Genomic DNA, 21185 nt, shown 5'->3' with positions numbered 1-21185 from the left:
CCTTATGATTTGGCGTCTTCTGAAGAGGTTGGCTGGCGGATCTGGCACAGGCCCTGCGCCGGGATCGCCATCGCGGAATTAAACCGTGCCGACAAATTTTGTAAGCCGATCAGCGCCGTGAGTTCGGTCAGGGCCTGGGCATCAAAGCGCGCCATCAGTTTGCCGCGCAGCGCATCGTTGACCGTTGGCGGCGTAAGGCTGGCGGCTTCGGCATACTCCAGCGCCAGACGTTCGTGTTCGCTGAACAACGGGCTCTGGCGCCAGCTGGCAACGGCGAGGAGTTTATCGTCGCTGCCGGTGCGTTCAGCCAGTTTCATGCTGGTGATGTCCACGCAAAATTCGCATAGACACATCTGAGCGACGCGGGCGCTGACCAGTGCACGCAGCACCGGATCAAGGGGCGAACGCTTGCGTTCAAGATAGCCGACAAACATCGACACCAGATAAAAGACCAGCGGAATACGCCCCCACCAGCGAATAGGGCTAAGCACCTCGCCATAGTGACGACGATGCAGCCAGGCCTGCGGGCGCAGGATCAAGGGGATGGTGCGCAGCGGCGGCAACCTCATCAGGATTTCCTCTTATGACGTTCGAGATAGCAGGCTTTAGCTATAAAGATAATCAGCATCAGCGCAAACAGAACCGATAATGCGCTAATAAACCAGAATGTCCCGCCGGTTAACTGACTGCCCACCCACGAGTACACTAGCGTGGCGGGCAACTGGCCGATGCCGGTAGCAAACATAAACTGGCGAAAGCGAATCGACGTCAGACCCGCCGCATAGCTGATGGGATCAAAGGGGACAAACGGCAGCAGTCGACAGATCAACACCGTCTGTTGGCCGTAACGGTCGAAAAAGGCGTCCATACTGCGCAGCACCGTTTTTCCGGTCAGCTTTTCAACCGCTTCACGGCCCAGCACTCTGGCGATAAAAAAACACAGCGCGGCGCCGGCCATGGCGCTGGTCCAGGAAAGCGCAGCGCCCCAGAAGGCGCCGAACAATGACGCGTTGGCGAAGGTGATCAGAAAGGCGGGGAGCGGCGCCACGACAGCCTGCAGGATCATTAAGGCAAAGGAAACCAGTGCCGCCTGCGGTCCGTAGGCGTGAATAAAGCGCTCAATGGCGTGCTGATCTAATGCGGAAAAAGCCGCCAGGCTGTGCTGAATAAACGCATTCACGGCGGGGATACGCCACCAGGCGACGAGCGCGGCGACGGCGATGATGACCAGCGCCGCGCGACCATACCAGATGAGACGGGCGTTATTTTTCTTCATGGCTAACCTGCAGCGTGTCGGGATCGATCTGCCGCCGCCGGGCAAAGGTTTTGGCCCCCTGAATGAGGCTAAATAAGGCGAGGCCGGCCAGGCTCAGTTTCAGTATAAACCCCAACGTAATGCCCTCTCTGGCCAGTTCGCTTGCCATCAGGGTATAGATAAACAGCCCCGGCAGGGTCGCCAGGACCGATATCAGCATAAATGAGCCGAACGGAATGGCCGTCAGGCCATAGGCATAGTTTTGAATGTTGTACGGAAACAGCGGCACCAGGCGGGTAAATATCAGGAAATCAGTACCGCTGCGGGCAATACCGCGTTCAATAGCCTGAAAGGTCGCGGTATGTCCGGCATATGTCAGCAGCAGATCCCGACCCAGCCAGCGGGCCAGCAAAAAAGAGAGTGCCGAGGCCAGCGTGGCCGCACACAGCGATAACAGGGTGCCCCATACCGGGCCAAAGACTACGCCGCCGACCATCACCAGGATACTGCCCGGGATCAGGCACAGGGTTGCGACGATAAATAAGGCAACATAGAGCGTCCAGCCGAGCGGGCCGCTGTGTTGAATCAGCGACTGGAGATGGCGGAAGTGGGTGACCAGATCGACAAAGCCGGAGAAGGAGATAATCGCCACCGCGGCGCAGAGCAGGGCGAGAATCAGCAGCAGCTGAGATTCCGCTTTATGACGGCTTCTTTTGCATGGGGGGTCTCCTGTTTTAACCGCGTTCCGTGAACCTCCGCCCCGGTCGCCAGGGCGTGCGCGACAGTATAATAAATGGCGAACAACAACAATGTCTTACCGCAGATTTATTGATTTTGCTCAGGATAAGCGGACTCTCCGCGGCCGTCAGGCCGGGAGAGTCGACGGAGAAAACGCGTTACGGTTTAAAGGTGGCCCAGACCGGCGCATGGTCGGACGGTTTTTCCATGCCGCGAATGTCGTAATCAATACCGGTTTCTACGCAGCGCTGCGCCAGCGGAGAGCTTGCCAGCAGCAGGTCGATACGCAGCCCGCGGTTATCGTCAAAGCCTTTGGAGCGGTAGTCAAACCATGAAAAGCGATCCTGGTTGTCCGGGTTGGCCTGACGCCAGGTGTCAACCAGACCCCAGTCCAGCAACCGCGCCATCCACTCCCGCTCTTCCGGCAGGAATGAGCACTTACCGGTGCGCAGCCAGCGCTTACGGTTCTCTTCGCCAATGCCGATGTCGAGGTCGGTTGGGCTGATGTTCATATCACCCATGATCAACACCGGATTATCTTTGTTCAGCTCACTATCAAGATAGTTTTGCAGGTTCTGGTAGAACGCCGCTTTTGCCGGGAACTTGGTTTCGTGGTCGCGGCTTTCGCCCTGCGGGAAGTAGCCGTTGATCACCGTCACATTGCCGAAGGCGGACGGAATTTCCGCCATGATGATGCGGCGCTGGGCCTCTTCGCCATCGTTGGGGAAGCCGCGGCGTACGGCGACAGGCGTCTCTTTAGTCAGCAGCGCCACGCCGTAGTGCCCTTTTTGACCGTGGTAGAACACGTTGTACCCGAGCTTTGCCACCTCTTCGAGCGGAAACATGTCGTCGTGTACTTTGGTTTCCTGTAAGCCAATGACGTCAGGCTGATGTTTGTCGACGATGGCGGCCAGCTGGTGGGGGCGGGCACGCAGGCCGTTGATATTAAAAGAGAGAAATTTCATAGTCGCTGCCACTGTGCAAGGTGAATAGTGCAGGGATGGTAGCAGAAATTCGCCGGGCTGGCTGCCCGAAGGCATTTTATTGTGCCTGTTGTTCTGATTGGCGGCGCTGGCGTAACCAGCGTGCACCATTCCGGCGCAGGCTGCGCTAAAAAAGGGCGGATATCTACAATAAATTTCGTAGAGGATCACAAATACAGAATTATATCTTACAGATGCATAAACTATCTGATTTATTCACTGTTATGGCCGACAGATAGGATATTTATTCACTATTTATGCATTTATTGTGCATAAAATGAAATCGTAACCTATTGATATTCCTTATTTGATTCTGATTTATGCATTTTCCCCTCTGGCTGGCACGAAGCGTGCAATCTACATTTACAGCGTAATAACCCATAATTTTTAACATTATTCATACTTTTTATTTACCTGAAGAGGTCGATATGTCTCAGTCAATTACGCGTAACAATTTTGATGAATGGATGATGCCGGTCTACGCGCCAGCGGCTTTTATTCCGGTACGCGGTGAAGGTTCACGCCTGTGGGATCAGCAGGGAAAAGAGTATATCGATTTTGCCGGCGGCATTGCGGTGAATGCCCTGGGACACGCTCACCCCCAGCTCATTCGCGCGTTGACGGAACAAGCAGGAAAGTTCTGGCACACCGGCAATGGATATACCAATGAGCCGGTCCTGCGGCTGGCGAAACAGCTGATCGATGCGACTTTCGCCGATCGCGTTTTCTTCTGTAACTCAGGCGCAGAGGCTAACGAAGCGGCGCTGAAGCTGGCGCGCAAATATGCTCACGACCGTTTCGGCAGCCATAAAAGTGGCATCGTCGCATTCAAAAATGCCTTCCACGGTCGCACCTTATTTACCGTCTCTGCGGGCGGCCAGCCGGCCTATTCTCAGGATTTTGCCCCGCTGCCGCCGCAGATCCAGCATGCTGTCTATAACGATCTCGAATCCGCCCGGGCGCTTATCGATGACAATACCTGCGCGGTGATTGTCGAGCCGATGCAGGGCGAAGGGGGCGTGGTGCCCGCCGATCCGGCTTTCCTGCGCGGCCTGCGTGAGCTGTGCGATGCCCACCATGCGCTGTTGATTTTTGATGAAGTCCAGACCGGAGTGGGTCGCACCGGCGAGCTGTATGCCTACATGCACTATGGCGTCACGCCGGATGTCCTGTCGACGGCGAAAGCGCTGGGCGGCGGTTTCCCGATTGGCGCGCTGCTGGCAACGGAAGCCTGCGCCAGCGTCATGACCGTCGGGACGCACGGTACCACCTACGGCGGTAACCCGCTGGCCAGCGCGGTGGCCGGCGAAGTGCTGTCGATCGTCAATACGCCGGCGGTACTGAACGGCGTGAAGCAGCGCCACCAGTGGTTTACCGAGCGACTGAACGCCATTAACGCGCGCTACGGCCTGTTTAAGGAGATCCGGGGGCTGGGATTGCTGATCGGCTGCGTCCTCAATGATGCCTGGGCCGGAAAGGCGAAAGCCATCAGTACCCAGGCGGCGGAAGAGGGGCTGATGATTCTGATTGCCGGCGCGAACGTGGTGCGTTTCGCTCCGGCGCTCATTGTGAGTGAGGAAGAGGTCAAAACCGGGCTGGATCGCTTTGAGCTGGCCTGCCAACACTTCCTCGCGGGAGCGTCATCATGATGGTGATTCGTCCTGTAGTCGCCGAAGATCTGGCCGGTCTGATGACCCTGGCCGGTGAAACCGGCGGCGGCCTGACATCGCTGCCTGCCGATGAAAAGACGCTGGCGGCGCGGATTGAGCGTTCGCAGCAAACCTGGCGAGGGGAGCTGCCAAAAAGCGAACAGGGCTATGTTTTCGTGCTTGAAGAGACCAGCAGCGGCGCGGTGGTGGGGATTTGCGCTATCGAAGTTGCGGTGGGGTTGAACGATCCCTGGTACAACTACCGCGTGGGGACGCAGGTTCATGCCTCAAAAGAGCTGAATGTCTACAACGCGCTGCCGACACTGTTTCTCAGCAACGATCACACCGGCAGCAGCGAGCTGTGCACGCTGTTTCTCGACTCGGCCTGGCGTAAAGAGGGCAACGGCTATCTGTTGTCGAAATCGCGCTTCATGTTTATGGCCGCGTTTCGCGAGCACTTTAATGAAAAAGTCGTGGCGGAGATGCGCGGCGTGATTGATGAACATGGCTATTCGCCGTTCTGGGAAAGCCTCGGCAAACGCTTTTTCGCTATGGAGTTCTCCCGTGCCGATTACCTGTGCGGGACCGGGCAAAAAGCCTTTATTGCCGCCCTGATGCCGAAGCATCCGCTGTATATCGACTTTTTATCCGATGAGGCGCGCGCGGTGATCGGCGAGGTGCACCCGCAAACGGCGCCGGCACGTGCGGTGCTGGAGAAAGAAGGGTTTCGCTATCGCAACTATATCGACATTTTCGACGGTGGGCCGACGCTGGAGTGCGACATTGACCGGGTGCGGGCGATTCGTAAAAGCCGGCTGGTGACCGTAGCTGAAGGGCAGCCCGCGCCGGGGGAATGGCCGGTATGCCTGGTTGCCAACGAGCAGTATCTGCAGTTTCGCGCGCTGCTGGTGCACGCCGATCCGGATACCGATCGCCTGCTGTTAAGCGCGCGCGAACTGGATGCCCTGAAATGCCATGTCGGCGACCGGGTGAGACTGGTGCGTCTGATTCCCGAGGAGAAAAAATCATGAGTTTATGGATCAACGGTGACTGGCAGAGCGGACACGGACCGGCGCGGACAAAAACCAACCCGGTCAGCCAGGCGCTGCTCTGGCAGGGTAATGATGCCGACGCCGGGCAGGTGGCGCTGGCGGTCAGTGCCGCGAGACGGGCTTTCCCGACGTGGGCCAGACAGCCATTCAGCGTCCGTCAGGCGATAGTGGAAAAGTTTGCCGCGCTGCTGGAAGCGAACAAAACAGCGTTAACCGCCGTCATTGCCGCGGAAACCGGTAAGCCGCAGTGGGAAGCAGTAACGGAAATCAGCGCGATGATCAACAAAATCGCCATTTCCCTGAAGGCCTACCATAGCCGTACCGGTGAGTCGCAGACTGCTATGGGCGACGGCTCGGCGACGCTGCGCCATCGTCCGCATGGCGTGCTGGCGGTGTTTGGCCCATACAATTTTCCCGGCCATCTGCCCAATGGGCATATTGTGCCGGCGCTGTTGGCGGGGAATACGCTGGTGTTTAAGCCCAGCGAACTGACACCGCACAGCGGTGAGGCGGTGGTGAGGCTGTGGGCCGAGGCGGGACTGCCGCCGGGGGTACTGAACTTGCTGCAGGGCGGACGGGAAACCGGCGAAGCGCTAAGCGCCCAACCGGATATTGACGGGCTGCTGTTTACCGGCAGCTCGGCGACAGGCTTTCAACTGCACCGCCAGCTCGCCGGCCAGCCGCAAAAGATTCTCGCGCTCGAAATGGGCGGCAACAATCCGCTGATTGTCGACGACCCGCAGGATATTGATGCGGCGGTACATCTGACCATTCAATCGGCCTTTATTACCGCCGGACAGCGCTGTACCTGTGCTCGTCGCCTGTTAGTGAAGCGCGGCGATAAGGGCGATGCGTTTCTCGAACGTCTGGTGACAGTGTCACAAACACTGGTACCCGACGCCTGGGATGCGTCGCCGCAGCCGTTCCTCGGCGGGCTTATCTCGCCACAGGCGGCGCAAAAGGTTCATCAGGCCTGGCTCGGGCACGTTGCTAAAGGCGGAAAAACGCTGCTGGAGCCGCGGCTGCTGCGGGCCGGAACCTCGTTGCTGACGCCGGGAATCATCGAGCTGACGACGGTGGCGGAAGTGGCCGATGAGGAAGTTTTTGGTCCTCTGCTCAGCGTCTGGCGCTATGACGATTTTGATGAGGCGATTACCCTCGCGAATGCCACCCGGTTTGGGCTTTCCTGCGGGCTGATTTCTGCCGAGCGCGAGAAATTCGACCGTCTGCTGCTGGAGGCGCGGGCCGGAATTGTTAACTGGAACAAACCGCTGACCGGCGCCGCCAGCACCGCACCGTTTGGCGGCGTGGGGGCCTCCGGTAACCACCGTCCGGGAGCGTGGTACGCGGCCGATTATTGCGCGTGGCCGATGGCAAGTCTCGAAACGCCGGAACTGACGCTGCCGGAGACCCTCAGTCCCGGTCTCGACTTCCTGCGAGGTGGCGGACGATGAAAGCCTTTGAGGTCAACTTTGACGGGCTTCCCGGTCTGACCCATCACTACGCCGGGCTCTCCTTTGGCAATGAGGCGTCGACACGGCATCGCTATCGGGTATCGAATCCACAGCTGGCGGCGAAGCAGGGGCTGAAAAAGATGAAGGCGCTGGCGGATGCGGGCTATCCTCAGGCCGTCATTGCGCCACAGGAACGGCCGAATGTTCCCCTGCTGCGCCGGCTTGGATTCAGCGGCAGCGATCCGCAGGTGATCGAGAAAGCGGCCCGTCAGGCGCCGGACCTGCTGTCGGCGGTGAGCTCGGCTTCGTCAATGTGGGTGGCTAACGCGGCGACGGTTTCCCCCTCGGCCGATTCGCTGGATGGCCGGGTTCACCTGACCGTGGCCAATCTGAACGATAAATTCCACCGCGCCAGCGAAGCGCCAACGACCGAAGCGCTGCTGCGCGCGATCTTCCCCGATGAACAGCGTTTTGCCATCCATCCTCCCTTGCCGCAGGTGGCGCTGTTTGGCGATGAAGGGGCAGCGAACCATAATCGCCTCGGCGGCGAATATGGCGCGCCGGGCCTGCAGCTTTTTGTCTACGGCCGCCAGCAGGGGGACGAGGGGGAAAGCCCGCGGCGCTACCCGGCACGGCAGACGCTGGAAGCCAGTCAGGCGGTTGCGCGCCTGAATCAGGTTAACCCGCGGCAGGTTATTTTTGCCCGACAGAATCCGGCGGTGATTGATAAAGGGGTGTTTCACAACGATGTGATTGCGGTGAGTAATCGCCAGGTGCTGTTTTGCCATGAACAGGCGTTCGTCGATCAGCCGCAGCTGATGCGTCAGCTTGCCGGGCAGGTTGCCGGATTTACGCCCGTTATCGTACCGACCCACGCGGTAACGGTCGAAGAGGCGGTGGCGACCTATCTGTTTAACAGTCAGTTGCTGAGTAAGCCCGATGGAACGATGCGGCTGATCCTCCCCCGGGAGGCGCAGGAGCATCCTGGCGTCTGGCGCTACCTGAACACGCTTCTGGCGGCAGACAACCCGATTGATGAACTGCAGGTTTACGATTTACGCGAAAGTATGGCGAACGGCGGGGGACCGGCCTGTCTGCGCCTGCGAGTGGTATTGACGGAGGAGGAGCTGCGGGCGGTGAATCCGGCGGTGTTGATGAACGAGGCGCTGTTTGTGACCCTCAATGACTGGGTCGATCGTTACTATCGCGATCGTCTCACCCAGGCGGATCTGGCGGATCCACAGCTGCTGAGCGAAGGTCGCGAGGCTCTCGATCGGCTGACCCAAATCCTGCAGCTGGGTTCCGTTTATCCGTTCCAGCAGTCGCTGTGACTCTGTTTTCGTTATCAAGGAGGCGTCGTGGACGACTTTCTGGCATTAACTCTGGCGGGGCGTTTGCCCCACCATTTTCATGGCGAAACGGCGCATTTTCGCTGGCACTGGCTGGACTGCGGGGTATTGCAACTGACTCCGCATGCGCGCTGCGAGCGTTCGCTGGTTCTGTCCGCGGGTATCCACGGCAATGAAACCGCACCGGTGGAGATGACCCATCTGCTGCTACAGCAGCTGTTTAGCGGTGAGCTGCCGCTGCACTGGCGGCTGCTGGTGATCTTTGGCAACCCGCTCGCGTTGCGGGAAAATAAGCGCTACCGGGACAGCGATATGAACCGGATGTTTGGCGGGCGCTGGCAGCATTTTCCCGTCAGCGACGAAACGGCCAGAGCGCGTCAGCTGGAGCAGGTACTGACGCGGTTTTATGGTAGCGGAACGGGCAGCCGCTGGCACCTCGATCTACATACCGCGATACGCGGATCGCTGCATACGCGCTTTGGCGTACTTCCGGCGCGGGAAGCCCCGTGGGATGAGGGGTTTTTAAGTTGGCTGGGGGGGGCCGGGCTGGAGGCGCTGGTCTTCCATCAGCAGCCCGCGGGGACATTCACCCATTTCAGCGGCGAACGCTTTGCTGCGCTCTCCTGTACCCTGGAGCTCGGTAAGGCGTTACCGTTTGGCGCTAACGATCTGGCGCAATTTAACGTCACTCAACGGGCGCTAATGCGTTTGCTGGTGGGCGACCTGACGGTAGTTGACGCCGATCCGGTGCCGCTGCGCTATCGGGTGGTGCAGCAAATTACCCGTCATAGCGATGATTTTCGCCTCTATATGTCGGATCAGACGCTCAATTTTACCGCCTTTCCTGGCGGAACCTTGCTTGCTGAAGATGGCGATACCCGCTATGTGGTAGAAAAGGCACAGGAGTTTGTTCTGTTTCCTAACCCGTCTGTGGCGCGCGGGCTGCGGGCCGGGTTGATGCTGGAGCGTTTACCGTAGCCGCTAGCCGAATATTCTGCCGCTCATTCGGGCGGCTGTTTAATTTTGCATAGTCATCTTGTGCGCGTAATCTTATTTTTTCGTGCGCTGGTACCTGATTGCAGATTATTCCTGGATAAATGATTTGTTTTTAATCTTCGCTGCTTTATAATCCATCAAAACCAATCAAAAACAATGCGTTATATATTTTCTGTTGCAATTCTCTCCTTAATTTCCTTATTTTCTCCACAATTGGTGAGAAAATGTTTTTTACACTTTCATTGTTTTACTCTTGCTCTGACTAATTGACGATAAACGTCGTAAAGTTTATCTCGTCAACACGGCAACACGCCGTAAGAATAACTTAAAGTAAGGACTGGATATGAAGAAGATTACTGCTCTGTTTGTTGCCTCTACACTGGCTCTGGGTGCGGCTAACCTGGCTCACGCTGCTGATACCACTGCGACTCAGACCGAAAGCAAACCGATGATGCACCATAAAGGAATGCATGGCGGCCAGCACGAAATGATGTTCAAAGGGCTGAACCTGACCGATGCGCAAAAACAGCAGATCCGTGACATCATGAAGGGCCAGCGCGAAAACATGAAACGTCCGTCCCTCGACGAACGCCGCGCGATGCATGAGCTGATCGCCAGCGATACCTTCGATAAAGCGAAAGCGGAAGCGCAGATCGATAAAATGGAAGCGCAGCATAAAGCGATGGCGCTTTCCCGTATGGAAACCCAGAACAAGATTTACAACATTCTGACGCCGGAACAGAAAAAACAGTTCAATGCGAATTTTGAGAAGCATCTGACAGATCGCAAAGCGCCAGAAGGTAAAATGCCTGCACCAGCTGAATAACTCAGCGCTTTGAATGAAGACCGCCGGTCTTGCCCAACATACGCCGTCAGGCATTGGGCAGGACCGGCGGTTTTTTTTGTGCTAGCGAGGGGAGAGCGGATGCAGTGTAAAACGGCCGCTTAGCAGCGGTTTGCAGAGAATTTTATAGCCATCATGATCAAAACCGGCCGGCTGGCGCGTTAAGGTCTCCGCCTGCTCCAGCGTCTCGACCGATCCCAGCCACAGCCAGTTATGAATGACGTGATAGTGGGTGAGGTCCGGGCCTTTCTCTTCCAGCGCGACGGCCCCAGGCCACGGCCAGCACACCAGCTGCAGCTGCGCCATCCGGGCGCGGAGTCTTTCATGATGCGCGGTAAGACTTTCCCGGCCGCAGCAGGCGCCGGCGCAGCGCCCCAGCGCGTGCCGGAAACAGGCGCGCCCCGCAGTGAGCGTCTCCAGTCCCAGCAGCCCGTAGCAAAGATGATGCTCGTCAGCGAGGGTTTTCAGCGCCTGCAGCGCCGCCCGCCGGTTCGCGAACAGGCCATACAGATGATTCTGGCGGGAGAAATCCACCTCACGGGCGTACACCACCTGCGGGCGTGCGTCTTCCAACAGCAACGAGCAGAGCTGCTTATTACGCCGCAGGCGCTTATTAAACAGCGGCTGGCGCTCTTTAATTAGCTGCGCCTCCAGCAGCAGCGCCCCCAGCTCTCCCGCGGTACGCTGCCAGCTGATGCTCCGCGCCTGACGCAGCATGGCCGCCTCTTCAGGGGCACGCAGATGCGACAGCACCCGGCTGCGGAGATTCACGCTCTTACCGATATACAGCGGGAGCGTATCGCTCTCGCCGTGAAACAGATAAACGCCCGGCAGATTAGGCAGTGCCTCCACCCACGGACGCAGATGTTCGGGATATTCATAGATAGCCGCGGCGTCGAATTCCAGACGCGGGGCAGATTGCCTTCTCACTACACGGGCTCCTGATGCTGGTTATTTATCCAGTATAGCAGGGCGTTCAGGTAGCGAAAAGTGCAAAAAATAACCCCGGCGAGGGCCGGGGTCAGAGAAATGCGGCGAATGCGTTATTTTTTCCAGAAGTCATCGAAAACGGTGATCGGCGTCCGGCGCTTATGCTCGGTTTTCAGATACCAGCCTTCAATAATTCTGGCGATGCTCGCATCCAGCGTTTTGCCTTCCAGATAGTCATCAATATTGTCGTAGGTCACGCCCAGCGCAGCTTCATCCGGCAGAGACGGGCGGTCGTCTTCCAGGTCGGCGGTCGGCAGTTTCTTATACAGATGCTCCGGGCAGCCCAGCAGCGCCAGCAGCTGCTTACCCTGGCGCTTATTGAGACGGAAGATAGGGTTGATATCCGTACCGCCGTCACCGTACTTGGTAAAGAAGCCGGTAATCGCCTCAGCCGCATGGTCAGTGCCTACCACCACGCCGTGGGTCATCCCGGCAATACTGTACTGCGCTTTCATGCGTTCACGGGCTTTCTCATTGCCGCGAACAAAGTCGCTGAGCTCAATACCGGCTTCCCGCAATGCCTGCTCGCTGGCCAGTACGGCACCTTTAATATTCACCGTCAGCACCCGATCCGGCTGGATGAAGGCGATCGCATCCTGGCAATCCTGCTCATCCGCCTGGACGCCGTAAGGCAGGCGTACGGCAATAAACTGCAGCTTTTCATCGCCGGTTTCGGCACGCAGTTCATTGATCGCCTGCTGACAAAGTTTGCCTGTCAGGGTTGAATCCTGGCCGCCGCTGATTCCCAGAACCAGTGACTTAATAAAAGGGTAGGTCTGCAAGTACGACTTCAAAAAGTCCACGCTGCGGCGAATTTCACCCTCAGCATCGATCTGGGGCTTTGCGCCCAGCGCCTGAATAATTTCTTGTTGTAGCGTCATCGCGCCCTCCGGAAAGTGAATCTGTTTGGCTGCCAGTAGGGGTTAAAGCTACCTCTTTGCCGGGAAAACGACAAGGATCACAGAATTGAGTGGTGCAAAAGAAAGCAATCAATGACATAGGATTTTTTTATTAGAAAGAGCTTAAATTTGCCCCTTTTGTACCTTCGGCTTGAAAAATAACGGTATTTATTCCAGGCTTATTAACACGCAGAATAAAAGAGGACGCAATATGAACAAGAATTTATCAGGATTTCTGGGCGCAGCAGCAGTTTTGACCATGCTGGCAGGTTGTACGGCTTACGATCGTACCGCCGATCAGTTCACTCAACCGGTCGTCAAAGATGTCAAAAAAGGGATGACCCGGTCACAGGTTTTACAGATTGCCGGTAAACCCTCTTCTGAGGTCACCATGATCCACGCACGCGGAACCTGTCAGACCTATATCCTGGGTCAACGAGATGGTAAACTGGAGACCTACTTTGTTGCCCTCGACGATACCGGTCGCGTTATGAACTCCGGCTACCAGACCTGTGCGGAGTACGATACCGACCCGCGCAACAGCAAGTAATGCAACATGCTGAGATCTACGAAAGCCCGACCATTGGTCGGGTTTTTTTATGATGGCTAATGCTTATTTAATTGCGCGAATTATTTGGGGGAAATGTGAAGGTAGTCAAAACACGAGGTCAATGAGAGACAATTTTGATTAACCAGGAATTATCCAGGCCCCGCACGATGCCGTATACTCAATGCATAAACAATACTAATTGAATGATTACCTGTCTTCGCCGGCTTTCAGACAGAAGGTGCTACTGAAGCCGCCAGGTCTCACAAATTGAGGAAGCGCTCATGGAAAAGAAACACATCTATTTGTTTTGCTCGGCTGGAATGTCTACTTCACTGCTGGTCTCTAAAATGCGTGCACAGGCGGAAAAATATGAAGTGCCGGTCATCATTGAGGCCTATCCTGAGACACTTGCTGGAGAAAAAGGCCCTGAAGCCGATGTCGTATTATTAGGTCCACAAATTGCGTATATGCTTCCGGAAATTCAGCGGCTGTTGTCGAATAAGCCGGTGGAAGTTATCGACTCTGTGCTTTATGGCAAAGTCGATGGGTTAGGTGTACTAAAAGCGGCCGTTGCGGCCATTAAGAAAGCTGCTGCACAATAATTTAATTTTAAAACTCAATATCTTTTTTGTTTTCGCTGAGTCAACAGTGCGCTAAAGCATTATCTGATTTTCGGCATAGCGAAAGGTGAGAGTTTATTTTCCCGTCAAAGAGTAATTTCATACATCTATGCCGTAATGATTCGATTACGGCTTTTAAGGGTATTTGCTATGAGTAAAGTGATTGACTCGCTTGAAAAGGTACTCCTTCCTTTTGCAGTTAAAATAGGAAAGCAACCGCACATTAATGCGATTAAAAACGGCTTTATTAAATTAATGCCGCTGACCCTCGCGGGGGCCATGTTCGTATTAATCAACAACGTTTTTCTGAGCTTTGGTGAGGGGTCTTTCTTCTATTCAATGGGTATTCGCCTGGATGGCTCGACCATTGAAACGTTAAATGGCTTTAAGGCTATCGGCGGCAACGTTTATAACGGGACGTTAGGGATAATGTCGCTGATGGCGCCGTTCTTTATTGGCATGGCGCTGGCTGAAGAGCGTAAAGTCGATCCGCTGGCTGCGGGGCTGTTATCGGTCGCTGCCTTTATGACCGTTACACCTTACAGCGTGGGCGAGGCCTATGCGGTCGGCGCAAACTGGCTGGGTGGGGCAAACATTATCTCGGGCATGATTATTGGCCTGCTGGTGGCGGAAATGTTCACCTTTGTTATCCGTCGCAACTGGGTTATTACCCTGCCGGACAGCGTACCGTCCTCGGTATCACGCTCATTCTCAGCGCTGATCCCGGGCTTCCTGATCCTCTCCGTATTCGGCATTATCTCCTGGCTGTTGGCCAACCATGGCAGCAACTTCCACCAGATCATCATGGACTCCATCTCCAGACCGCTGGCGTCGATGGGCAGCGTGGTGGGCTGGGCCTACGTTATCTTTAACTCCCTGCTGTGGTTCTTCGGCGTACACGGGTCTCTGGCGCTGACCGCACTGGACAACGGCATCATGACCCCGTGGGCGCTGGAAAACATCGCGCTGTACAACCAGTACGGTTCCGTTGAAGCCGCTATCGCTGCGGGCAAAGAGTTCCACTTCTGGGCCAAGCCGATGCTCGACTCCTATATCCTGCTGGGGGGGTCCGGGGCCACGCTGGGTCTGATTATCGCCATCTTCATCGGCTCACGCCGCGCAGATCACCGCCAGGTGGCGAAACTGGCGCTGCCGTCAGGCATCTTCCAGATTAACGAGCCGATTCTGTTTGGTTTGCCGATTATCATGAACCCGGTGATGTTTATCCCGTTCGTCCTGATTCAGCCGATTCTGGCGGCGATTACGCTGGCTGCTTACTCGATGGGGATTATCCCGCCGGTGACCAATCTGGCGCCGTGGACCATGCCTACCGGCCTCGGGGCGTTCTTTAACAGTAACGGGAGTATCGCCGCACTTTGCGTGGCGCTGTTCAACCTGTGTGTGTCGGTGCTGGTTTACCTGCCGTTCGTTGCGGTCTCCAATAAGGCACAGGCGGTTATTGAAGAGCAGGAAAGCGAAGAAGATATCGCTAACGCGCTGAAATTCTGATGTCGAGCGGTACGGGAGCTTTCCCGTACCGCCTGAGAAATGAGGAAATACTATGTTTGATCTGGACAATATCGAAGCGGTTGACGCACCTGAGAATGACCTCGAAGAGGTGGTGATGGGGCTGATTATCAACTCCGGACAGGCCCGTAGCCTGGCATATGCTGCCCTTAAGCAGGCCAAGCAGGGAGATTTCGCCGCCGCTAAAAACATGATGGAGCAGTCGCGAATGGCGCTCAGCGAAGCGCATCGCGTGCAAACACAGCTCATTGAAAGCGATGAAGGCGAAGGCAAAATGAAGGTCAGTCTGGTACTGGTTCATGCGCAGGATCATCTGATGACCTCAATGCTGGCGCGTGAGCTGGTTGCCGAATTGATTGAGCTGCATGAGAAGGTACAATAGGCCATCAACACGATGAGGCAGCCAAAGATGATAACCACCGAAATCAGTACCGCACGGGAACAACAGCTTTTCAACGGGAAAAATTTTCATGTGGTTATCTACAACAAAACGGAGAGCGTAAGCGGGCTTCACCAGCATGATTATTACGAGTACACCATCGTTTTAACCGGGCGCTATTATCAGGAAATCAATGGCAAACGGGTGTTGCTGGAGCGCGGGGACTTTGTCTTTATCCCGATGGGGTCGCACCACCAGAGTTTTTATGCTTTTGGCGCGACTCGCATCCTTAACGTCGGCATCAGCAAAAGTTTCTTTGAGAAACACTATCTGCCGCTGCTGCCGTTTGGTCTGGTTGCTTCGCAGGTCTACGCGGTAAAAAGTACCTTTCTCAGCTACATCGAGTCGGTTATCGCTTCGCTGAACTTTCGCGAAACTGAGTTTGACGAATTTATTGAGCTGGTCTCGTTTTATACCATTAACCGTTTACGGCATTATCGCGAGGAGCCGGTGCAGGATGTCATTCCGCAATGGCTGAAAAATACCGTCGAAGATATGCACGATAAGCTGAAGTTTGGCGAAGGCGCGCTGGAGAATATGGTCGCGCTCTCCGGGAAAACGCAGGAATATTTAACCCGGGCAACCCAACGCTATTATGGTAAAACGCCGATGCAGATTATTAATGATATTCGCATCAATTTCGCCAAGAAACAGCTGGAAATCACCAACTACTCGGTAACCGATATTGCTTACGAATCGGGGTACAGTAGCCCAAGTCTGTTTATTAAAACATTCAAGAAGCTGACTTCGTTTACGCCAAGCAATTACCGAAAACAACTGACCAGCATTAATTAACCGGAGCGGAGTGTTCCGCGCCAGGACATATTCAATTTAACTTTCCGTCTCCAGGCGGAGGGTGGGCTACGTACAATTCGTAGTGCCCCAAGGGAGAATATAATGAGCCAGAAATTAAAAATTGTCACTATCGGCGGCGGCAGCAGCTATACCCCGGAATTACTGGAAGGGTTTATCAAACGTTATCACGAACTGCCGGTAACAGAATTGTGGCTGGTTGATGTAGAAGAAGGGCAGGAGAAACTCGATATTATCCATGCGCTGTGCCAGCGTATGGTGGAAAAAGCGGGCGTGCCGATGAAAGTCTACAAAACGCTGGATCGCCGCGCCGCGCTGGAAGGGGCTCATTTCGTCACCACGCAGCTGCGGGTTGGCCAGCTGAAGGCGCGTGAAAAAGATGAACGTATTCCGCTCAGTCACGGCTATCTCGGTCAGGAGACTAACGGCGCCGGCGGTCTGTTTAAAGGTCTGCGTACCATTCCGGTGATTTTTGATATCGTGAAGGATGTACAGGAGATCTGCCCGGATGCCTGGATCATCAACTTTACCAACCCGGCGGGGATGGTTACCGAGGCGGTGTATCGCCACACCAACTTTAAGCGCTTTATCGGCGTGTGTAATATTCCGATCGGCATGAAAATGTTTATCACCGATGTGCTGCAGCTGACCCCGGAAGATGAACTGCATATCGACCTGTTTGGTCTCAATCACCTGGTGTTCGTTCGCGATGTGCTGGTGAATGGCAAATCGCGCTTCGACGAACTGCTCGATGGCGTTGCCTCCGGTACCCTGAGCGCCAACTCGGTGAAAAATATCTTCGATTTACCGTTCAGCGAAGGGCTGATCCGCTCGCTGCGCCTGATTCCGTGCTCCTATCTGCTCTACTACTTTAAACCTAAAGAGATGCTGGCCATCGAAATGGGTGAGTATTACAAAGGCGGCGCGCGCGCCCAGGTGGTGCAGAAGGTAGAAAAACAGCTGTTTGAGCTGTATAAAAACCCGGATCTGAATGTGAAACCAAAAGAGCTGGAGCTGCGCGGCGGCGCCTATTATTCCGATGCGGCCTGCGAGGTGATTAACGCCATCTACAATGACAAGCAGGCCGAGCACTACGTTAACATTCCGCATCATGGCCATATTGATAACATCCCCGCGGACTGGGCGGTGGAAATGACCTGTACGTTGGGGCGCGAAGGGGCAACGCCGACACCGCGCATCACCCATTTCGATGAGAAAGTGCTGGGGCTGATTTATACCATCAAAGGCTTCGAAGTGGCGGCCAGCCAGGCGGCGATGAGCGGTGAGCTGGACGATGTGTTGCTGGCGCTCAATTTGAGCCCGCTGATTCACTCTGACCGCGATGCTGAGCAGCTGGCACGCGAAATGATCCTCGCGCACGAAAAGTGGCTGCCCAACTTTGCCGCGACAATCGAGAAACTGAAAGCGTAACGGGAGAGCTGATGGAACGCGTGTTAATCGTTAATGCCGACGATTTCGGTCTGAGCAAAGGTCAGAACTACGGCATTATTGAAGCCTGTAAAAATGGCCTGGTCACCTCAACAACGGCGCTGGTTAACGGGGCGGCGATTAGCCACGCGGCCCAGCTGAGCCGCTGCGTGCCGGAGCTGGGGGTCGGGATGCATTTTGTCCTGACTCTGGGGGAACCCTTGTCGGCGATGCCGGGGCTGACCCGCGAGGGGCGCCTGGGGAAGTGGATTTGGCAAATGGCGGAAGAGGATAGCCTGCCGCTGGATGAAATCGCGCATGAGCTGGAGTGTCAGTATCGTCGGTTTATCGAGCTGTTTGGCTGCGAGCCGACGCATATCGACAGCCATCACCATGTGCATATGATCGCCCGGATTTATCCCATTGTTGCCGCATTTGCGCGCGAGAAGGGGGTGGCACTGCGTATTGACCGTCAGCTCGCTCAGCGTGACAAACTGGCGCAGGATGCCGCGCGCAGCAGCGACGGTTTTGCCAGTGAGTTCTACGGCGAGGCCATCTCGGAGGCGCTGTTTTTACAAACCCTGGATGCCTCTATCCAGCGGGGCGAATCGTCTCTGGAAGTAATGTGCCACCCGGCGTTTGTTGATAACACCATCATGGGCAGCGCCTATTGCTACCCGCGGCTGGCAGAGCTGGAGGTGCTGACCTCGGCCTCACTCAAGTATGCGGTTGCCGAACGCGGGTACCGTTTAGGGACCTACCGCGACGTTTAACGCGGGTGGAGGGGAAGCGCACGGCTTCCCCTGATTGCGCCCGTTCACCGGACATCCGGCGAGCGGGATCCCGCGCGGTCCTTTTCTGTCAGGCCGGAATAGTCGCCGTTTTACCGGCGCGCGACCATACCCGATGCGCCGCCATCAGCGCGAACAGCGTATCCATCGCCGGAGCGTCAATGGCGTCCGTCTCGACAACGCCTTCCTCCCCCTGACTGGCGACCTGCAGCAGGGCCTTAAACTGGCGTCCGTCGCCCGCCAGCACGATCGGTTTTAAATGCTTATAGGCCTCCAGCAGGTAGTAATGCAGCTCCCCGCTGTTGCTGAGAAGGGACAAGTCGCCGCCCGGGACGATGACCGCATCGACCGTCAGCGACGGCGAACTGCTAAAAGTCCCGGCGATGGGCAGCCGCGTGCCGTCATCGGCAATCACTTCCCCCATCCGTGAATAAAGCAGTCGCGCATGAACCCCTTTCGCCTTCAGGGATTGCAGCAGGGTCAGCACATCCTGCGCTACCGGGCGATCGTTGAGCAACACGGCGACGACGCGGCCCTTGATCTCCCCGCCGGGGATAGCATACAGGCTCAGGCTGGGATCCTTTTTCACCCCGTTAACGTCCGGCGGCGGCGTGATCTTGCACTGCTCGTCGCTGAGCGTGATGCCTAAATTTTTGCCAACGGCCTGCGCCAGCGGGATATCGATGTGCGCCAGCTGGTCAACCACCCGTTCGCGGATCCATACCCGGACCACTTTGCTTAACTCAAAGCTAAAGGCATCAATAATATGCTGCTGCTCAACCGGCGTCTGGCTGCGCCAGAACAGCAGCGGGTGGGCGTAATACTCGGCGAACGAGGGGCTACGCTGGCGAATTTTCTCACCGTCGACGCGCTCGGCGTACGACTCAAAACCGCCGCGCTTAGGGGCCGGTGGCGTTTCGCGCGGCCAGTTATCATTGATCGAGTTTGGCTCGTAGTTGGCGGGGTTGGTATCAATATCCATCCGGTGCATGCCGTCACGCTGGAAGTTGTGATACGGGCAGGTGGGTTTGTTAATCGGGATTTCATGGAAGTTAGGCCCGCCCAGACGGCTAATCTGCGTATCGGTATACGAGAAAAGGCGGCCCTGCAGTAACGGGTCGTTGCTGAAATCTATCCCCGGTACGATATGGCCTGGGTGGAACGCCGCCTGTTCGTTTTCGGCGAAGAAGTTATCCGGATTGCGGTTAAGCACCATTTTCCCGACCCTCTGTACCGGAACCAGCGCCTCGGGGATCAGCTTGGTGGGATCGAGCAGATCGAAGTCAAACGCCTGTTCATTCTCTTCCGGGATCAGCTGCAGACCCAGCTCATACTCCGGATAATCGCCGGCTTCTATCGCTTCCCACAGATCGCGGCGATGGAAATCCGGATCCCGACCGGTCAGCTTTTGCGACTCATCCCAGAGCAAAGAGGCTTTACCGGCCAGCGGTTTCCAGTGAAAACGGACAAAGGTGGCCTTACCGTCGGCATTGATCAGGCGGAAGGTGTGAATACCAAATCCTTCCATAGTGCGATAGCTGCGCGGTATGCCGCGGTCGGACATCGCCCACATCACGTTATGTAACGTTTCCGGCTGCAGCGAGACGTAATCCCAGAAGGTGTCATGGGCGCTTTGTCCCTGCGGGATAGCCCAGTGCGGTTCAGGCTTCACGGCATGAACGAAATCGGGGAATTTTAGCGCATCCTGGATGAAGAAGATCGGCGTGTTGTTCCCGACGAGGTCAAAAATGCCTTCATCGGTATAAAATTTGGTGGCGAAGCCGCGAATATCACGCACCGTATCGGCCGAGCCGGCGCCGCCCTGGACGGTAGAAAAGCGTACGAATACCGGCGTTTTCCTCGCGGGATCGCAGAGAAAATCGGCTTTCGTGACGTCGCTCAGGTTGCGGTAGGGCTGAAAATAGCCGTGCGCCGCCGATCCGCGCGCATGGACGATGCGCTCCGGGATCCGCTCATGGTCAAAGTGAGTAATTTTTTCACGCAGAATAAAGTCTTCCAGCAGCGTGGGTCCCCGGTTCCCCGCGCGGAGCGAATTCTGATCGTCGGCAATACGTACCCCCTGATTGGTGGTCAGGGGGACGTTGTCGCTGTCTTTGCGCTGCTGCGCCAGCGCGTCAAGTTTGCTGCTGTGGATATCGGGCGCTTTGAGGCTTCCCGGTGCGCTGGGTTCTTCCCCAGGCGCCGTGGGATGCGGCGTCGGGCGCCATGATTGATCATCCGGAGCCAGAGCATCCAGACCGGGCTGTGCTTCGCTGGCGTCGTGAGGCGCTTTGTGGTTTTGTGGTTTATGGTTCTTATCAGACATTGCTCGTCTCCTGTTTTCATTACTGAAAAATGGTCGTTGCGCTACCAAAACCCTTCTAACTATAGAACATCTCACCAGATGAGCCGGCTGGAGGCGTGAAAACTATCGCCCGGCGGCAGAACACACGTAAGGGGCGACGAAAGGCAGGGCAATCGGCTATGATAGCCGTTTCTGTTTCCCGCTTTGTTTAGTGAATCTATTGGTTATGAAAACACTTCGCCAACAAAACCGCCCTGTCATTAGCTACGTGCCTCGGGTGGAACCCGCCCCTCCGGAACACGCCGTCAAAATGGACGGTTTTCGCGATGTGTGGCTGTTGCGCGGCAAGTATGTCGCCTTTGTGCTGATGGGTGAACATTTCCGCCGTTCGCCAGCGTTTAGCGTCCCGGAAGCGGCGCAGCGCTGGGCCATGCAGATGCGCCAGGAAGGCGAAATTACCTCATGAAAGGGTAGACGAGAAATAAAAAAAACCGACAAGATAG

General features: G+C 56.1%; 21 protein-coding genes. 14 read left to right on the top strand and 7 right to left on the bottom strand.

Annotated features, from left to right (window positions below):
* Positions 1 to 2: 2 nt before the first annotated feature.
* From GRPL_RS06375 to xthA, 4 genes are all read right to left on the bottom strand, one after another.
* On the bottom strand, positions 3 to 569 hold the full coding sequence (locus GRPL_RS06375) for a carboxymuconolactone decarboxylase family protein (protein ID WP_032700207.1): 567 nt from the start codon (positions 567 to 569) through the stop codon (positions 3 to 5).
* Entirely contained in the window at positions 569 to 1276 is a 708-nt protein-coding gene (locus GRPL_RS06380; RefSeq protein WP_032688178.1) for a TVP38/TMEM64 family protein, read from the bottom strand. The genes GRPL_RS06375 and GRPL_RS06380 overlap by 1 nt, the downstream gene beginning before the upstream one ends.
* A complete protein-coding gene (locus GRPL_RS06385) occupies positions 1263 to 1901 on the bottom strand; it encodes a TVP38/TMEM64 family protein (RefSeq protein ID WP_032700213.1) in 639 nt (212 codons plus the stop codon). Before GRPL_RS06385 ends, GRPL_RS06380 begins: the two co-directional genes overlap by 14 nt.
* A gap of 250 nt (positions 1902 to 2151) precedes the next feature.
* On the bottom strand, positions 2152 to 2958 hold the full coding sequence (xthA, locus tag GRPL_RS06390) for an exodeoxyribonuclease III (RefSeq protein ID WP_032688177.1): 807 nt from the start codon (positions 2956 to 2958) through the stop codon (positions 2152 to 2154).
* A 446-nt stretch (positions 2959 to 3404) separates the two neighbouring features.
* Here xthA and astC point away from each other — a divergent pair, with 446 nt between their 5' ends.
* From astC to spy, 6 genes are all read left to right on the top strand, one after another.
* The gene (gene astC / locus GRPL_RS06395; protein ID WP_004860887.1) at positions 3405 to 4625 is read left to right on the top strand and encodes a succinylornithine/acetylornithine transaminase; all 1221 of its coding nucleotides are present in this window, start codon (positions 3405 to 3407) and stop codon (positions 4623 to 4625) included.
* Positions 4622 to 5656 (top strand): arginine N-succinyltransferase, encoded by a 1035-nt coding sequence (gene astA / locus GRPL_RS06400; protein WP_032700205.1) that lies wholly within the window; start codon positions 4622 to 4624, stop codon positions 5654 to 5656. The genes astC and astA overlap by 4 nt, the downstream gene beginning before the upstream one ends.
* Positions 5653 to 7131 (top strand): succinylglutamate-semialdehyde dehydrogenase, encoded by a 1479-nt coding sequence (astD, locus tag GRPL_RS06405; RefSeq protein ID WP_032695852.1) that lies wholly within the window; start codon positions 5653 to 5655, stop codon positions 7129 to 7131. The genes astA and astD overlap by 4 nt, the downstream gene beginning before the upstream one ends.
* Positions 7128 to 8462 (top strand): N-succinylarginine dihydrolase, encoded by a 1335-nt coding sequence (gene astB, locus GRPL_RS06410; protein ID WP_032700204.1) that lies wholly within the window; start codon positions 7128 to 7130, stop codon positions 8460 to 8462. The genes astD and astB overlap by 4 nt, the downstream gene beginning before the upstream one ends.
* Positions 8463 to 8489: 27 nt before the next feature.
* Positions 8490 to 9458 (top strand): succinylglutamate desuccinylase, encoded by a 969-nt coding sequence (gene astE / locus GRPL_RS06415; protein ID WP_032700202.1) that lies wholly within the window; start codon positions 8490 to 8492, stop codon positions 9456 to 9458.
* A 361-nt stretch (positions 9459 to 9819) separates the two neighbouring features.
* Positions 9820 to 10302, top strand: a complete 483-nt coding sequence (gene spy, locus GRPL_RS06420; protein WP_032688167.1) for an ATP-independent periplasmic protein-refolding chaperone Spy — start codon at positions 9820 to 9822, stop codon at positions 10300 to 10302.
* 81 nt (positions 10303 to 10383) lie between these two features.
* Here spy and cho read toward each other — a convergent pair whose 3' ends face one another.
* A complete protein-coding gene (cho, locus tag GRPL_RS06425; RefSeq protein ID WP_032688166.1) occupies positions 10384 to 11250 on the bottom strand; it encodes an excinuclease Cho in 867 nt (288 codons plus the stop codon).
* 113 nt (positions 11251 to 11363) lie between these two features.
* Positions 11364 to 12191: an NAD(+) synthase gene (gene nadE, locus GRPL_RS06430; RefSeq protein WP_004860911.1), complete on the bottom strand. Its 828-nt coding sequence runs from the start codon at positions 12189 to 12191 to the stop codon at positions 11364 to 11366.
* A 229-nt stretch (positions 12192 to 12420) separates the two neighbouring features.
* Between nadE and osmE the strand changes: the two genes are divergently transcribed.
* The 7 genes from osmE (at position 12421) to chbG (ending at position 18359) form a co-directional block, all read left to right on the top strand.
* A complete protein-coding gene (osmE, locus tag GRPL_RS06435) occupies positions 12421 to 12759 on the top strand; it encodes an osmotically-inducible lipoprotein OsmE (protein ID WP_032688164.1) in 339 nt (112 codons plus the stop codon).
* A gap of 281 nt (positions 12760 to 13040) precedes the next feature.
* Positions 13041 to 13361: a PTS N,N'-diacetylchitobiose transporter subunit IIB gene (gene chbB / locus GRPL_RS06440; RefSeq protein ID WP_032688160.1), complete on the top strand. Its 321-nt coding sequence runs from the start codon at positions 13041 to 13043 to the stop codon at positions 13359 to 13361.
* A 168-nt stretch (positions 13362 to 13529) separates the two neighbouring features.
* Positions 13530 to 14888, top strand: coding sequence for a PTS N,N'-diacetylchitobiose transporter subunit IIC (gene chbC, locus GRPL_RS06445; protein WP_032688158.1), 1359 nt, complete (start codon positions 13530 to 13532; stop codon positions 14886 to 14888).
* A gap of 52 nt (positions 14889 to 14940) precedes the next feature.
* Positions 14941 to 15288 carry a PTS N,N'-diacetylchitobiose transporter subunit IIA gene (gene chbA / locus GRPL_RS06450; RefSeq protein ID WP_004860922.1) on the top strand — a complete coding sequence of 116 codons (348 nt, stop codon included), beginning with the start codon at positions 14941 to 14943 and terminating at the stop codon, positions 15286 to 15288.
* 27 nt (positions 15289 to 15315) lie between these two features.
* Positions 15316 to 16140, top strand: coding sequence for a transcriptional regulator ChbR (gene chbR, locus GRPL_RS06455; RefSeq protein ID WP_004860924.1), 825 nt, complete (start codon positions 15316 to 15318; stop codon positions 16138 to 16140).
* A 102-nt stretch (positions 16141 to 16242) separates the two neighbouring features.
* The gene (locus GRPL_RS06460) at positions 16243 to 17589 is read left to right on the top strand and encodes a 6-phospho-beta-glucosidase (RefSeq protein WP_032695855.1); all 1347 of its coding nucleotides are present in this window, start codon (positions 16243 to 16245) and stop codon (positions 17587 to 17589) included.
* Positions 17590 to 17600: 11 nt separating this feature from the next.
* A complete protein-coding gene (chbG, locus tag GRPL_RS06465; protein WP_032688153.1) occupies positions 17601 to 18359 on the top strand; it encodes a chitin disaccharide deacetylase in 759 nt (252 codons plus the stop codon).
* A gap of 88 nt (positions 18360 to 18447) precedes the next feature.
* On the opposite strand, the gene katE is transcribed toward chbG, so the two are convergent.
* A complete protein-coding gene (gene katE / locus GRPL_RS06470) occupies positions 18448 to 20703 on the bottom strand; it encodes a catalase HPII (protein WP_032700201.1) in 2256 nt (751 codons plus the stop codon).
* A 205-nt stretch (positions 20704 to 20908) separates the two neighbouring features.
* On the opposite strand from katE, the gene cedA reads away from it, so the two are divergent.
* Complete coding sequence (gene cedA / locus GRPL_RS0125870; RefSeq protein ID WP_004860939.1) at positions 20909 to 21148, top strand: cell division activator CedA; 240 nt, start codon at positions 20909 to 20911, stop codon at positions 21146 to 21148.
* The last annotated feature ends 37 nt before the right edge of the window (positions 21149 to 21185 follow it).

The organism is Klebsiella planticola ATCC 33531, assembly GCF_000735435.1.
Taxonomy (GTDB): domain Bacteria; phylum Pseudomonadota; class Gammaproteobacteria; order Enterobacterales; family Enterobacteriaceae; genus Klebsiella; species Klebsiella planticola.
Note: the sequence above shows the minus strand (reverse complement) of the source record. Positions and strands in the feature narration are given on the sequence as shown.